The sequence below is a fragment of the Martelella alba genome (assembly GCF_006516955.1).
Classification (GTDB): Bacteria; Pseudomonadota; Alphaproteobacteria; order Rhizobiales; family Rhizobiaceae; genus Martelella; species Martelella alba.
This window is the reverse complement of record NZ_VHLG01000011.1, coordinates 115,159-129,821: the sequence shown is the minus strand read 5'-3', so window position 1 is coordinate 129,821 and position 14,663 is coordinate 115,159. Positions and strand designations below refer to the sequence as shown.

The following is a 14,663-nucleotide window of genomic DNA, read 5'->3' as shown; positions in this document are numbered from 1 at the left end:
TTAATGTAATTTTTCATGTAACTTAATATCAAGTGAATAAAAGTAAAAATATTTTCAATATTTTATTGAAAATTATGTGCGGTGTGAAATATAATTCTCCGTAGGAGTCTTTTTTGTTAGTTTGCCGAACCGATTATCGGGAGGATGAATGTCGTGAATGCGGAAACGCCTCTGAATCTATTGCTGATGCTGACGGCAATCAGCCTTCGGTGCGGCTTCGTGCAGAAGGCGATTGTGTACGGGCGGGCTGGTCAGATGCTTTTCCCGGATGAATACCGGTTTCTGGAGATGCATGCTTATGGGTTGCTGCTGGACGGTCGTCTTGATGATCTTGAGGAGCTTCTGGCGGGCATTCATCTGGAAACCAGAAATCTCGCTTACCTACGCGCACGACTGGCGATTGCCTGCGGTGATGTGGATGAGGCGGCGTCTCAACTAAGGGCCTATTGCAAGGCCTGATCGCAGATAGGAGTGCTTCGGAATGACAACCACAAGCGTCAAAAGTAAAACGAATGAACCGGCAATTGTGACGCGGGATGTCGCGTCCGGTGTGTCGAGGCCGTCGAAAGAGGATGTAAGGGAGCGCGCGCAGCCAAAGGATGATTTCGTTGCGCGGCGCGATACCTTTGCGGGTTCCTTTTCCGCAATGCTGACCGAGGCTTATGACGGTGATACCGCCGAGCAGATGCACCTTCTTTCGCATGGTGTCGAGAGTGAAGGTCATGGTGGCGAAGATGCCGAAGCGCTGGAGGTCAGCGAGGTTAGTGAACGTCGCCGGTCGCAAAAAACGAGTCCGGCGGAGCGGAGTGAGGACAGCCTGCTCAATCGTTTGCGGGGCAAGAAAGAAGCTGAGTCTGCGGAGAAGGTTGCCTCTGCCGAGCTTGCTGCGCCTGGGAAGCCGAAGTCGTTGGAGGCTGCGCAGGAGCGCTTTCTGCTCGCTTCGACGCCGATGCCGATTTCCGCGATTGGAACGCATGTCAATCTGGATGCCTTCTCCCGCCTTACCGATATTTTCGACAGTTCGGGCTGGAAGCGCGATCCGCACTTCAGCGATGCGCCGCTCAAAGCGAATGCTGCATGAATGGATGGCGCGGGGGCGATGTGATGATAGGAATTCTGGCCGTGGCGGTGAAAACGCTGCTCGCCCGCCCTGCGCTGCTGCTGGTGCTTCTCTTGCTCACCCTGTCTTTCGGGGGGAGTGCGCGCGCGGCATCTGACAGCCTTCTCGTTGAGGAAGGGAAAGGCGTTCTGGTGCGCGGTACCGCGCAGGCCTCCGCTCTTTTTGTTGCGGATCCTTCTGTTGCCGACCTTCAGGGTGATCAAGCCAGCGGCTTTTTCATCTATGGTGTGAGTAGCGGGCAGACGACGCTTATCGGCACCGATTTCGCTGGCAAGGAGATCTTCAAGGTCAATGTTGTGGTGGTGCAGAATCTCAGTGAAATCAATCGGCTCATTGCCGACAGGTTTCCCGATTCGTCGGTAACCCTCAAGGCGTCACGTGGCAGTGTGATGCTGTCGGGTGTGGTGCCTGATGACCGGGTCCACAATGCGCTGCTTGAAAGCTTGAAGCCGATTATTCCCGACGCACTGATTGTCGATGATCTTTCGGAGCGCGGCAGTGGTATTATTCAGATTGATGTCAAGATCATTGATGTTCAGCGCAGTCGCGGCCGGTCCGGTGGTTTCGGTGGCGGCCTTGGCATTGCCTGGAGTTCGATGTCTGATGCCGCTGCGGTGGTCGAGGGGTTGTTGAGCTCCGGCGCGGCGAGTGTTGTCAGTGAATCGACCCTGACGACGACCAACAGAAAGAAGGCGACATTTAATGCGGGTGAAAAGATCGCCATTCCGATGGCGATTACCAATTCCGGATCCTATCCGCTTTATGGCGTTGAATATAAAAATGTCGGTCTGGCGATTGACGTTTCGCCGCAGCTGTTGCCTGGCGAGCGCATTTCTCTGGCGGTGAATACCGAGCTTTCCAATCAGAGTGGTAGCGGCACCGATGTAGGGAATGGCACCGTCATACCCAATATCAATGCGCGCTCGTTTCAAACCTCGGTCACGCTTCGGTCGGGACAGGGCTTCGTGCTCAATACCTTGAAGAATGCCCAGTCGGATTCGTCTGCGAGCGGCGGTTTTTCGGGGGGTATCAATCGTGCTCTTGCGCTCGTCTGGGGTGGGGCGAAAGGGCAAGACAATGCGTCGAATGCAGAGTTCATCATTCTCCTGACGCCCTATTTCGGCAAGGAGCAGCGGGGACGGGAGAGCGATCCAATCGGCCGGCCGCAGAGCATTCTCGAAAACCTTTTGACAACGAAGCGTGGCGGCAAGGGCATTGCTGTGCAGCTCTATGGCAATCCGGGGTTCATTTACTGATGTTGCAGCGCCCGTTTGGTATGAAAGCGCATTTGCGGAAAATCCTGGTCCTTCTTGTTTTCGGATTGGCTGGAGGGGCCGTCTTTATGCCGGTTTCGGTAGCTGCGGCCTCTGCTCGATTGATGTCCGATGGTCGTCTTTACATGCCGCCGGCTCTGCCCGATGCCGGGGCAGATTACAGCTTTGCAGGGGAGGATCAGACGCTCACCACGGCCCTTAAATATTTTGCGTTGAATATCGGGGTGTCCCTGGTGATGGATCCTTCTGTTCCTACAGTTCAAAATGGCGGGGAGCCTCCCGGACTTAGCCGGGCGGAATATATTGACTATCTGGCCGACAAGTTCCGCCTGGTCTGGTATTTCGACGGCGCGACCCTTTTTGTCGATACGGTTGACCATGTTGAGCAAAAGGTGTTTTCGCTCCAAAAGGCCGATGGCATGCAGGTGTTGACGATCTTGCAGAATCTGGATCTGTTTCAGCCCAAATTTCTCTTTAGCTATGATCTGCAAAGCAAGGTGCTTATGACGTCGGGGCCACCGAGCTATGTCAATCTCGTCGAAAGTACTGTGAAGGCTGTCGATACTGCGGATGGGCGTTCGACCAATGTGTATCGCGGCGCGACTGCACGCCTCACGGGAAGCGGTGCCGGAGCCGTTGCGCTGGGGTCGGGGCTGGGCACTTCGTCGCCGGCGTTAGCTGGCGATGTGCCGGCTGCCATGCCTGCGGCTGCTCCTCTCACTCTGGGTGGGCAGTGATATCATGAAAACTGCCAAGCTGGGACTTGTGCTGAGCCAGCAGCGTGACATTCTTCTTGTTCTGGTCTTTGCGCTTGTTCTGTTGATGATGGTGCTGCCGCTGCCGTCATTGATGATGGATATCATGATCACACTGAATATCAGTATTGCGGTGATCATCCTCCTGATGGCGATGCAAACGGAAACGGCGCTGCAGTTTTCGACCTTTCCCACCATTTTGCTGGTCACGACCCTGTTCAGGCTGGCGATCTCGATTTCGACAACGCGTTTGATCCTGTTGAAGGGAGACGCTGGGAAGGTAATCCAGACTTTCGGTGAGGTCGTTGTCGGTGGTAATCTTGTTGTCGGGCTCGTTATCTTTCTGATCATCACAGTGGTTCAGTTTCTTGTGATCACCAAGGGGGCGGATCGTGTTGCCGAAGTGGGAGCACGTTTCACCCTGGATGGAATGCCCGGCAAACAGATGAGCGTTGATGCTGACGTGCGTGCCGGCAACATGGATCATCAGGATGCCACCATCGCCCGCCGCAACCTGGAGCAGGAGGCGAAGCTCTTCGGCGCGATGGATGGCGCGATGAAATTCGTCAAGGGCGATGCAATTGCGGGGCTGATCATTACAGCTATCAATCTTTTTGGTGGCATTATGATCGGGATGATGCAGCGCGGCATGTCCTTCGGCGAGGCTGGGCATGTCTATTCGCTTTTGACTGTCGGCGACGGTCTGGTGGCGCAGATCCCGGCCCTGATGATTTCCGTCGCTGCTGGAACCATGGTGACCCGTGTGACCAGTGCCGGTGGGATCAATCTCGGTTTCGAAATCGTGCAACAGCTGATTGCCAATGGGCGGACAATCATCATTGCCGGTGTCTTGATCTCGCTTTTCGGGATGATTCCCGGTTTTCCGACGGTGATTTTCTGCACGGTAGGTCTGGGAATGATCGCCGGTGTGGTCGTGACAGCGCGACGACGGAAGCGCTCCATGGGCCTGATGATCCATGATTGGCGCGCGCGCGTGGAGCATTTCGACGAAGAGGCGCGTGAGCTTGCCCGGAGGGGGACGCGAACGGATATTATCAATGTCGTGCTGCCGAACATCATCTGCTCGGTGAATGTCAATGATTTCTGGGTCCTGTTTGACGGTATCCGCGCGCGCACGGGCGAAGATTATGGAGTGCCTGCCGGCTTTTGGCGATTTGAAGTCGACTGGGAGGAGGGCACCGAATACCGCATTCTCATTCGCGGAGAAGAGGTGGCGCGTGCCGAATACAGAACCGATTGCGTGTTCGTCAAAGCGCATTCCAGCTATCTTGAAGCTATCGGTATTCCCTGCATCGAGACTTATGGTTTGCGTGAAGGGGTCCTGGTCTCCACCGATTACGTGGACCAACTCGCTGAGCTTGGTATTGGCTCATGGAGTGCGCTGGAACTGTTCATGATGCATCTCAGGCGCGCCACGGCGGAGCATCTTGATGCGTTTGCCGACTTCCAGGGGACTTTTCGGATTTTGAACGAGATGTCGACCGAACATTCGGCGCTGGTCGCTGATCTGCGCGAGGCTATGCAGAATAATCATGTGAGCCGGATTCTGCAGATGCTGTTGAAAGAGCGTATCCCGATCTCCAGCCGGGTCAAGATTATGGAGGCCATTCTCAAATGGTCGGAGCGTGCCCAGGACCCTGGCTTCCTACTGCAGAAGGTCCGCAATGAACTCTCGGAGTTTATCACCCGGCGTTATGCCAGTGATGGATTGCTGCAGGTCGTTGTTGTTGCGCCCACGATTGAATCCCTGTTGCGCGAAGGGATACGAAGTACGAATGAAGGAAATTTCCTGGTTCTGGAGCCGCAACTTTCCAGCCATGTTGCCGCGCAAACCCGAAAACTGGTTGGCGAAGAATATCAGCGTGGCCGCCATCCTGTTCTCCTGACGCAACAGGATATTCGCTTCCCGCTTCACACTTTGCTGTTCGAGCAGGGGGTCTTTATACCGGTATTGGCCTATTCTGAACTGTTGCCGACAACGGTTATCTATCCGGTTGGGGTCATAACCGCTGACGTAGCGGAAGGGTGATGCCGGCGGCCGTGCAGCTCGTTCCTTTCTTTGCGCCATTCACCGGGGGCGTGTGATCCTGGTGTCTTCTGACGCCATGCTATATGGCGACGACGCTGTTCCGCGAAATTTCGGAGAAGGCGATGACGTCGCGTTCCTGATCAATGAGTTCCAATAGCTCTGCCTTAAGGTCTTCATCAAGATCTGAGCTGTCGACATGAAGGCTGAGTTCCGTCATTGCATCAATCATTTCGGCATTTGTCGGGAATCGCTTATTGATTTTCGTTGTGTCAATGATATCAAAATAAAATATATTTTTCACAAGATTCATGTATTCTGGGAATATATCTATATTTATTTCATTTTTCACATTGTTCATTTTGCTCTCCTGTTGATAAATGATTTTTACTATAGTTCAGATGCACATATTTTTTAATTTAAATTTTTATTTAAAATTATAATTAAATTTTATATGTAAAAATAAATATACACATCCGTTTCTTATCTGTGGAGATGTTAGCCTAAAGTTAGTATATATCATGGACTGATTCGCGATTCTCTTTCAGTATGTTTCTGCGATCCATTCGTTTCGGGGAGATGTCGGTGACATATACGGCCTCACATTTGGTCAGGCGTCACAACAGGATGTTGTGTCTTGGGGGCGCGATTGCGCTTTTTTGTGCCATGACCGGCTGTGCGGGGCCAAACAGCACCTATTCAGCTGTTTCGGCACAGATCGCGGCGGGGGAAAGCGGTCTGGATGCCGGCGCCTATGATCAGGCTTATGGTATTCTCGACGGGGTGGCGAAGGATAATCCTCGCTCAGAGAGGGCCATGCTCTCGCTTGGCGATGCCTATTTTGCCCAGGGCGCCTATCTCAAGGCGCGCACCTATTACCAGCGTGCCATCGGGCTTGGCGCAAAACGTGAGGGCGGGCTTGGTGTTGCCCGGGTCCAGCTGGCTCAACGGGATTATTCCGGCAGTCAGGCTTCGATTGATGCATTGCTGAAACATTCACCCGGTGACATTGTCGTGCTCAACCTTCAGGGCGTCCTGCTCGACGCGATGAGCCAGCACGCCCAGGCGCAACAGGTTTACCGCAGCATTCTTGCCGTTCAACCGGACAACAAGGCCGCGCTCAATAATCTGGCGCTTTCCTTGATGCTGACCGGTGCCTATACTTCCAGCTACACACTCGAATCCGAGCTCTATCGTTCCAATCGTAATGATGACAAAGTCCGGCAAAATCTCTCGCTTATGGCCTATCTCAGCAATGAGAAGGACGAGGCCATGGCACTGGCGGGGCCCGTCGTAACGGAGGAAAAGGCCGAGAGCAATTTCAAGATGGTAGAATTCCTGCGGCGATAGAGCGCGTCCCGGAAAAGCATGTCTCGAGATTTATCTGCGTCTTCGCCTGCTTGAAAAGCAAAGGCCGAAGGGGAAATAGTCTTGGTTGCAGGCAGGGGATTTTATGTCGCCGTTCAGCGGTGACATTCCTTCATATCAGGCCCGCTGACCCGCGACCGCCATGTCAGCCTGGATTGCTGTTCTGTTCAGCAGCGGCATTGCGCTTGTCCTCAATCTCCAGGATCTTCTCCATACCTTTCATTGACGGAGCCGGCATATATTGGCTGAGACGCCCCATGCGGAAAAAATCATAGGCAACGGATGGTAGATTGAAGAGTTGCAGGCGGGTTGGCTTGAGCTGGCGCACAAGTGTCTGTACCTGTGGTCCGCTGTATTTGGCCACAACATAAGGCTTCATATTGGCATTCCGATAATAGATCACCGCGACAAGATGACTATCGCTGTAGACGATATGTGTGGCCTGACCGATCGTCGGGGCGTCAGCATCCGAACGGGCGATGGAATTGCGCTCTGCCTTGATTTCAGGATTGCCTTCCTGATCCTTGTATTCCCGTTTGACATCGTCCTTCGACATCTTGTTTTGTGAGATAAAGAGCTTGGATTGGATGAGATAATCGATTGCTGCCAGCACCAGCAGCAGCGCGAGAATTGCGTAGATCAGCCATTTTAGCAGCGCGATCATAAGCGGTGCTTCGCATTGCAGATCACAATAGCTGGCTTGCAGAGCGTTATTGATGTTGTAGCGAATGATCGCGTAAGTCAGATAGCTGACCGCTGAAAAATAGATCAGCATGCGAATGAATGTGTAGAGATTGGACTTGCCGAAGATCGATTTCAGCTTGCTCATCGGGTTGAATTTGGAAAATTTCGGCTCCAGTGGCTTCATGGAGAAGTTGAAGCGGTTCAGAAGCAGTGTTGCAAAGAGGGTGAATGCCGCACTTGCACCACAGATGCTCAGTGTCAGATAGATAACCCGAAATATCGCATCATAGGTTGCGATGCCGGGTTGTTCGGCATTGGTCGCGACATCGTTGATCACGCTTTTGGTTAACTCCATCAATGCGGCAATCATGTTTGGCATCAATGCAATAATCAGAAATGTCGTGAAGGTCAGAAGTGCGAATTCACCGACATTCTTGCGCGACGGAACCTGCCCTTCCTGACGAAGTTTGCGCAGCTTCTGTTCTGTTGGCTGTTCTGTCTTTTCACCGCTCATGGCGCGAACACCTTTGACATCATGTCTAGGGCTTGTGAGAAGGTTTCCATCGTGCGCGGGAATAAAATGCCACAATAGAACATAAGCACGATGAACAGGATTGCCGATTTAACCGGCATGCCAAGCGTGAGTGCATTCAGGCTCTGGGCGCTGCGTGCCAGAAAGGCGATGGCGATATCGGCAATCAGCATGAAACCGGCGATCGGCGCGATGAGCACAACGGCAGAGAAAAAGACATGACCTGCCATCTGCAGGTAAAGCAAAACATGGTCTATTTCGATTGTCGGAAAGGGCTGCAGGACAGGCCAGAGCTCGAAGCTTTTATAGACGGTCATCAACACCATCAGAAAACCGCCATATGCGAAGAAATAGCCCGAAAAAACCTGAGCCAGAAATATCGACGTCGGTGTGGTTTGCTCAGAAAAAATCGGGTCAAAGGACTGCGATTGCGTGGCGCCGCGCTGTGTGTCGAGGATCACACCAGCCATTTCGAGCCCGCGAACGGGAAGCCATGTCAGGATGCTGAGAAGGAAACCCAGCGCCAGTTCTTTCAAGGCGAAAGCAAATTTAATCGTGAGGCTGCTGTCCATGGTCATGGCTTCCGCATAGGCGGAGGGAACGACAAGCAGGCTTACACAGACTATAACGCCCATGCGGACAAAGCCCGTCATGGCGTATTTGCTGAAGAAGGGCGAAAGCGCAAAAAAGGCGTAGAACCGGCAGATGACCAGCACCAGGCAATAGATAATTGTGGTGGACTGGTTGCCCAGCGCGTCATTCAATTGCTGCATGCCCGACATGGCGTTGTGCCTCAGAAGTTCGGAATATTGTTGAACGCCGCTTTTGCATAAGTCTGCATGGCGCTCGACATGCCGGCACCGGCGACCATCAAAATGACCACCACCGCGGAGAGCTTGGCCGCAAAGGCCACGGTCTGCTCCTGCACCTGAATCAGCGTCTGAATAATGGCGATGATCAGGCCAACCGCTGTGGCGGCGGCGATGATCGGCATCGACAGGTAGAAAATCAGTGCCAGCGCATTCTGTGCTGCTGTGATGACGTCATCGGGTAACATCTGCGTAACCTCCTCTTGCGTGTCCAATAGCGATGTCTTCTGCCGCCTGCGCCCTGATGGCATGAGGGGCAAGGGATCGGGGCGGATGACGGCCATCCGTTGCATCCGCCGAACCCGGCAAAGCTCCCGCATTTTCGCCTGGCTCTATCGGGCCGGCGAAAATGCGGCATTCACTTGGCGCCCGGCCTTTCAGCGGGCGTAACTCAGCACCAGATTGTGCAGCAGCAACGTCCAGCCATTGACGGAGACGAACAGCAGCAGCTTCACCGGCAGGGAGACGAGCATGGGGGGGACCATCATCGCTCCCATTGCCAGCAGCACATTCGAGACGACCATGTCGATGATCACGAAGGGCAGAAACAGCAGGAAGGCAATCTGGAATGCGCGGGTCAGCTCGGACGTCAGATGTGCCGGCAGCAGAATCAGCATGTTGGTGTCGGAAATCGTGTCACCCAGACTGGCGGGCCAGATCTTCTTGGCGGCATCCTTGAAAAAGCCAAGCTCGCTCTGATTGGTGAACTTGAGCAGATAGTCGGAATATCCCTTTGAAACGATATCATAGGCTTTGACCGCGCTGTCCCAGTCCACGATCCGTATGTGGGCCGCCTGCAGGTTCAAAAAGATTGAATCGGCGACCGGCACCATGATGAAGACAGTGAGGGTCAGGGCAGTGGCATTGAGAACCAACCCGGATGGCGCGCCTTGAACGCCAAGCGCGTTGCGCAGGAGAACCAGAACGATCGAGATCTTGGTGAAGGATGTCCCCATTACAACGAGCAGTGGCAAAAGGCTTAGGCTCATCACCAAGATAGCCGTCGGCAGAATGGGCGCGAACTTGTCTGCCAGCTGGTCCATTCTATTCCCCTTTCACCGGTTTGCCCGGCCAGGTCTTGATCTGCACCGCGAGCTGGCCGTCCACGACCACCAGATATCCGCTTGCCATTGCCCGTCCATTGGCCCGGATCGTCACGGGGTCTGTCAGCTGTCCGGCCAGTGGCAGGGTGGTGCCGGGTCCGAGAGTCTGCAGTTCCTCCAGCGTAATGCGGGTGCCGGCGAGATGAACGTCGATCCTGATTGGCAATTCACCAAGCGTGTTTCCCGCTTGCCGCCCGTTCGGTTGCGCATCGGCGAAGTCGTGCTCATCCATTTCCAGATCGTCTTCCAGAGCAAATTCGTCTTCAGCGGTGCCGTAATCGTCTTCATCTTCCATTGGCGTGTTCTCCCTTGGCGCTTCGTTCAATGTCATCATGCCATCCTCGTGGATCAGCGCGGCGGCAGCGCCAACACCGCGGATGTGCAATGAGGCGGGTATGGCTTCCTCACGCATCGGGGTTAAGAGGATGAGGTCGCCGGGACGGATGCGGCGATAGTCGGCATCGATTAGGCTGACGCGCGGAAAGGTGATCCTGCAGGCAAAATCCGGGGTGAAACTGCCAAGCATGGCCACAGGCGGGATTTGATCAAGAAAGCCAAGTGTTTCCTGATTGAACGCGGCAATATCGAGCGATCCAAAGAAGACCTGATCACCAATATTGAGGCGAAAGGCGATCTGCGGCCCGGCTCCCGTGGGGGACGGGGTGCGGTCAAGACTGGCGATGTCAAATGTGTTGATCGTTTCTATCAATCCCAATTCTGTCAGCCAGTGCTCGAAGCTGAGTGAAAGTCGCCAGTCGGTCGGCAGGTTGTCGCGCTTTTCCGTGCGCCATCCTGGCAGTGTGATGTCGCTGATGAGGTCGCAGAATTTCGCTTCAACGAGGAAGGCAAGCGTGCCTGCGCTGCAGTCTATCGTCACTTTTGTAAAGGGGCCGGCGACCTGGCGATGCCAGGGCATGAAGGCGATTGTCATCGGCATGGGCTGTTCGAGCGAGCCCTGGATCGGTAGCTGCCATTGCCGCGCGGCCAGGCGGTTGACCAGCAGCATGGCGGCTGGTTCCATGGTGGGCAATGCTGCCAGCAGGGGGGCGGGATCGTACATCAGTCCCCCTGTTGCTGACGGTTGAATGCTATTTCGCTGAACTCATCCATTAGCGCGTCTTCGGCGAAGGTCAGTTCGCGCTGGCGCTGCGTCGCGAATTCTGTTTCCAGTTCTTCGCTTTTGTTCTGCTTCAGTGAGGCGGCAATGCGCCTGCTCCGCTGCTGTTCAAGCCGCTGCACATCCTCCTGTTCGGTATTTTTGCAGACCTCAACCCTGTCGACGAGTTCCTGCGCCTTTTTTTGGGCGGCTTTGAGCTGGACTTCAATATCGAGGAGGTCGTTGATGGATACGGCGTGGCCCAGAAGTCTCTGGAGCAGATCCCATTCGAGATTTTTCGTTGCCTCGCGAAAGTCATCGACAGCCTGTCGGGCTTCGGCAAGGGCGCTGCGGCTCTTCTCCAGCGCCGCGTGGGCATGAACCTCGTCGCGGCGCGCGCGCTCCGTCCGGCGTTTGCGCAACATGACGATCTGTTGGAAATTATGCATCGCCGACGGTCTCCCTGAGCAATTGCAGCGTTTCATCGAAATCGGAAAAGTCCTTCGTCGACTGACGCAGGAAACGGTCGATCTCCGGTTTGCGCTGCAGCGCTTCGTCGGCCATCGGGTCTGCCCCTGCAGCATATTCGCCGATCCTCACCAGCAGCTCGATCTCGTCATATTTGGCCAGGAGGCCGCGCAGTTTCTGAATCGAGCTGAGGTGGGACGGGCTGACAATATTGTTCAGCACACGGCTCGCGCTCTGGCTGACATCAATCGCCGGATAATGTCCGGCACTGGCCAGCTTGCGCGAAAGAATGATGTGCCCGTCGAGCAGGGACCGCGTCTCGTCGGCAACAGGCTCGTTCATGTCATCACCTTCCACCAGCACGGTATAAAGTGCGGTGATCGACCCTCTGGGTGTTCGCCCGGCGCGTTCCACCAGGCCGGGAAGCTGTTCGAAAACCGAAGGCGGAAAACCCCGGCGTGTCGGGGGTTCCCCGGCAGCGAGCCCGATCTGGCGCTGGGCGCGGGCAAAACGGGTCAGGCTATCCATGATGAGAAGAACGCGCCCGCCCTGGTCACGAAAATATTCGGCAATGGCTGTGGCGGTATAGGCGGCCTTGACCTGTTCGACAGCCGGGCGGTCGGATGTTGCAACGATGATCACGGCCCGGGCCATGCCCTCCGGTCCCAGCTGATGCTCGATAAATTCGCGGACCTCGCGGCCGCGTTCGCCGATGAGTGCGACAACGCAGCGGTCATAGCGGGCAAAGCGGACAAGTTGCGAGACAAGGGTGGATTTACCGCCGCCTGCCGCCGCGAAAATGCCCATGCGCTGACCTTCACCGCAGGTCAGCGCTCCATCAAGCGCGCGAACGCCAAGATAAAACGGACGGTCGATCGGAGGCCGCGTCATTGGATCCGGTGGCGGGCGATTGGCCGGGTAGCGATCGCAGGGCCCCAGCGGCGGGCCGTTATCGACCGGCCGGCCGAGTGAATCCAGCACGCGGCCGACAATCGCTTCGCTGACGGGTACTTCGAATTCGCTCATCACCGGTTCGATGACGGAAAAATAGGAAATGCCGGCAGTGCGGCCATAGGGCGTCAGGATGGTTTCATTGGCATCAAATCCGACAACTTCGGCCAGAAGCGGTGGGCCATTGCTGCGTGAAATCGAACAGATTTCGCCAATGCCGAACTGGCCGGTCGCGCGCAGCAATGGGCCGGTGACCTTGATGACGCGCCCGCGTCTGCGGAAAGGTTGTGCCAGACTGGCACGCATGGGCGTTTCGTCGAGATCCGTGCTGTCGGGATGCTGCGCCATTCTATTGCGCTCCCCTTGTCGTATTGCCGTCATCGCGTACTGGATCAAGCGTCAGTGCCGCGATCATTTCCTGTGCGATTGTCGGCACGGCGATGTCGATGACGTCCGGTCCGGCATAGACGAGGCAATCGGTCTCGGACATATATGGTTCGACCGTAACGCGGATCGGTGTCCGGGCCGGCCGGGCCGCTACGAAGGTGTTGACGGCCGCTTCAAAGGCGGCGCGATTATCGGGATGCACCATGAGGCGGATATCGAGTTCGTCCTCATAGTCTTGAAGAATGTTTTGCAGGATAGCCGGTACACGCATTTCAACCGGTATTTCACCCAGTACATGTTCCAGACATTGCTGCAGGATTGCGCGCAGCTGGCTGGAGAGCGCCTTGCGCTCGTCCTGCAGCCGCGCAGTGGCATCTGCCAGCAGTGCCAGCCCTTCGGCGATGCCTTCAGGCCGGCTCTGTACCAGGCGTTCGGCCGCATCGGCTTCCGCCTGGCGTGTGATCCGTTCGGCGGCCTGTCTTGCCTCTTGCTCAATGTCGCGCGCCTGTGCGCAGGCTGCAATCATCGCCGACGGGATGATGGGGCCGGCGGGCAGCTGCGTCAGCGGCCTGAGATCAATTCTGGGAAGTGCCATGGTCTGCCTCCGGTTCTGCATTCGGTTCAGGCACAGGCCAGGCCTCGTGAAGTAGTTCCAGAAGGCGCTTCCTGTCGGCGTCACCAAGCATCTCGGCGTCGGGCAGGTCGTCCTCGTCAAGCTGCATGATGAAGCGGGCCCGATGCGCCGGGTGAAGCAATCCCAACAGGTAGCTGAGAACAAGCTGGTCAAAACTGTCCAGCAGATCGCTGTCGAGATCGGACAACGGCGATATTGCCTGCGGTGCGGCGCTATGGCTGCGGACGACCTGGCGCAGGAAGCCCGCATCACCGACCCATTCACTCAGCATTTTCAGCTGCTGACCCGCTGTCGTCTTCAAGACGGCCTGGCGGCAGATCAGAAGCGTGATCCGCCGTGCGGCGCAATGAAATTGTTCGGCCGACAGCGAGGACAGAAGGATGTAATTGCGTTCCTGTGCATCAGGAATATTGTCCGGCAGCGGTGGCAGCTGGCTGTTTATGCGGTCCGTCAGCGCATCTTTTAGGAACCGGCTGGCAGCAAGGGCTGACAGGATTTCAGGCTGTTTCACACCGGTGACCCGGGCCAGAACCGCAGGGTTCAACAAGGGGTCGATTGCAGACGTTTTATCCTTGACCGGGATCGTCATTACGCGTTCTCCTTGCGCTTGCGGCTCCATTTCCAGATGAACCAGCCGGCCGCAGCGGTACCAAGACCAAGCAGCGCTCCACCTGCTGCGATCAGCAGAGAAAGCCGCAATGCGCCTGCGAGTGAGCCGGACGCAATGGAAATGCCGGCAATGCTTTCGAATTTTACCTGCTGCGGTGGCGGTGGCGTTACCGGCGATATGACGACGCCGATATTGTCATAGTCGATATTGTCGACGCTATTGGAGACCAGCTTCTTGATCTGCGGTACCAGATCGGGACTGATATTGTTTCTGTCCGCCAGCACCAATACGGCCACATTGGGTTTCGGCTTTTCCTCGAAGGGGTTGGTCTGGCGCGGATTGGCGATCTGCACCTTGGCGCTGGTGACGCCGGGGATGGTCGCGATCATCGACGCCAATTCCTGCGACTGGGCAAAATTGAGCTTGGCCCACTCCTTTGTTGGCGATGAGACGAGGCCATCCTTCTCGAACATCTGGCTTACATCGGTGAACTTCTGCTTCGGCAGGCCGAAACTGTCGAGTAGCTTCACCGCGTATGAAAATTGTGATCGCTCGACGAGGATCTGCGATGTGCCGTCCTTGGCCTGGGTCTTCGTCGCCTCAACATTGTATTGTATCAGCGTGCTGAGGATCTGATTGGCCTCGCTCTCGGATAGCCCGGTATTCAGGACTTCCTTGCAGGATGTCAGAGCCAGCAATATGAAGATGATGGCTGCAATACGCCTTGTCATTCTTTGAGCCTCTGCGACGGCATGGCGGAAATCC

At 55.6% G+C, this 14,663-nt stretch carries 17 protein-coding genes; 6 read left to right on the top strand and 11 right to left on the bottom strand.

Annotated features, from left to right (window positions below):
• Positions 1-153: 153 nt before the first annotated feature.
• The 5 genes from FJU08_RS16110 to FJU08_RS16090 are packed head-to-tail and all read left to right on the top strand — an operon-like array spanning position 154 to position 5,199.
• Positions 154-459 (top strand): hypothetical protein, encoded by a 306-nt coding sequence (locus tag FJU08_RS16110; protein WP_141150049.1) that lies wholly within the window; start codon positions 154-156, stop codon positions 457-459.
• A gap of 22 nt (positions 460-481) precedes the next feature.
• On the top strand, positions 482-1,081 hold the full coding sequence (locus FJU08_RS16105; RefSeq protein ID WP_141150048.1) for a hypothetical protein: 600 nt from the start codon (positions 482-484) through the stop codon (positions 1,079-1,081).
• A 23-nt stretch (positions 1,082-1,104) separates the two neighbouring features.
• Positions 1,105-2,376 (top strand): pilus assembly protein N-terminal domain-containing protein, encoded by a 1,272-nt coding sequence (locus FJU08_RS16100; protein WP_181409881.1) that lies wholly within the window; start codon positions 1,105-1,107, stop codon positions 2,374-2,376.
• Positions 2,376-3,131, top strand: a complete 756-nt coding sequence (locus FJU08_RS16095) for a secretin N-terminal domain-containing protein (protein ID WP_141150046.1) — start codon at positions 2,376-2,378, stop codon at positions 3,129-3,131. Before FJU08_RS16100 ends, FJU08_RS16095 begins: the two co-directional genes overlap by 1 nt.
• A gap of 4 nt (positions 3,132-3,135) precedes the next feature.
• Positions 3,136-5,199 (top strand): flagellar biosynthesis protein FlhA, encoded by a 2,064-nt coding sequence (locus FJU08_RS16090; RefSeq protein ID WP_181409880.1) that lies wholly within the window; start codon positions 3,136-3,138, stop codon positions 5,197-5,199.
• A 79-nt stretch (positions 5,200-5,278) separates the two neighbouring features.
• Here the strand turns inward: FJU08_RS16090 and FJU08_RS16085 are convergent, their stop codons facing one another.
• Positions 5,279-5,557 carry a hypothetical protein gene (locus FJU08_RS16085; protein WP_141150044.1) on the bottom strand — a complete coding sequence of 93 codons (279 nt, stop codon included), beginning with the start codon at positions 5,555-5,557 and terminating at the stop codon, positions 5,279-5,281.
• 266 nt (positions 5,558-5,823) lie between these two features.
• Between FJU08_RS16085 and FJU08_RS16080 the strand changes: the two genes are divergently transcribed.
• Positions 5,824-6,546 carry a tetratricopeptide repeat protein gene (locus tag FJU08_RS16080; protein WP_181409879.1) on the top strand — a complete coding sequence of 241 codons (723 nt, stop codon included), beginning with the start codon at positions 5,824-5,826 and terminating at the stop codon, positions 6,544-6,546.
• A gap of 163 nt (positions 6,547-6,709) precedes the next feature.
• Here FJU08_RS16080 and FJU08_RS16075 read toward each other — a convergent pair whose 3' ends face one another.
• From FJU08_RS16075 to sctJ, 10 genes are all read right to left on the bottom strand, one after another.
• Positions 6,710-7,762, bottom strand: coding sequence for an EscU/YscU/HrcU family type III secretion system export apparatus switch protein (locus FJU08_RS16075; RefSeq protein ID WP_141150042.1), 1,053 nt, complete (start codon positions 7,760-7,762; stop codon positions 6,710-6,712).
• Entirely contained in the window at positions 7,759-8,562 is an 804-nt protein-coding gene (gene sctT / locus FJU08_RS16070; RefSeq protein WP_141150041.1) for a type III secretion system export apparatus subunit SctT, read from the bottom strand. The genes FJU08_RS16075 and sctT overlap by 4 nt, the downstream gene beginning before the upstream one ends.
• An 11-nt stretch (positions 8,563-8,573) precedes the next feature.
• Positions 8,574-8,933 carry an EscS/YscS/HrcS family type III secretion system export apparatus protein gene (locus FJU08_RS16065; protein WP_181409878.1) on the bottom strand — a complete coding sequence of 120 codons (360 nt, stop codon included), beginning with the start codon at positions 8,931-8,933 and terminating at the stop codon, positions 8,574-8,576.
• Positions 8,934-9,026: 93 nt separating this feature from the next.
• The gene (gene sctR / locus FJU08_RS16060) at positions 9,027-9,692 is read right to left on the bottom strand and encodes a type III secretion system export apparatus subunit SctR (protein ID WP_141150039.1); all 666 of its coding nucleotides are present in this window, start codon (positions 9,690-9,692) and stop codon (positions 9,027-9,029) included.
• A 1-nt stretch (position 9,693) separates the two neighbouring features.
• Entirely contained in the window at positions 9,694-10,812 is a 1,119-nt protein-coding gene (locus tag FJU08_RS16055; RefSeq protein ID WP_141150038.1) for a FliM/FliN family flagellar motor switch protein, read from the bottom strand.
• Entirely contained in the window at positions 10,812-11,273 is a 462-nt protein-coding gene (gene sctO / locus FJU08_RS16050) for a type III secretion system stalk subunit SctO (protein WP_181409877.1), read from the bottom strand. The genes FJU08_RS16055 and sctO overlap by 1 nt, the downstream gene beginning before the upstream one ends.
• A 16-nt stretch (positions 11,274-11,289) precedes the next feature.
• Positions 11,290-12,615 carry a FliI/YscN family ATPase gene (locus FJU08_RS16045; RefSeq protein ID WP_141150036.1) on the bottom strand — a complete coding sequence of 442 codons (1,326 nt, stop codon included), beginning with the start codon at positions 12,613-12,615 and terminating at the stop codon, positions 11,290-11,292.
• 1 nt (position 12,616) lies between these two features.
• The gene (locus FJU08_RS16040; protein WP_181409876.1) at positions 12,617-13,249 is read right to left on the bottom strand and encodes an HrpE/YscL family type III secretion apparatus protein; all 633 of its coding nucleotides are present in this window, start codon (positions 13,247-13,249) and stop codon (positions 12,617-12,619) included.
• Positions 13,230-13,877 carry a hypothetical protein gene (locus tag FJU08_RS22800; RefSeq protein ID WP_181409875.1) on the bottom strand — a complete coding sequence of 216 codons (648 nt, stop codon included), beginning with the start codon at positions 13,875-13,877 and terminating at the stop codon, positions 13,230-13,232. Before FJU08_RS22800 ends, FJU08_RS16040 begins: the two co-directional genes overlap by 20 nt.
• Entirely contained in the window at positions 13,877-14,629 is a 753-nt protein-coding gene (sctJ, locus tag FJU08_RS16035; protein ID WP_141150034.1) for a type III secretion system inner membrane ring lipoprotein SctJ, read from the bottom strand. The genes FJU08_RS22800 and sctJ overlap by 1 nt, the downstream gene beginning before the upstream one ends.
• Positions 14,630-14,663: the final 34 nt, after the last annotated feature.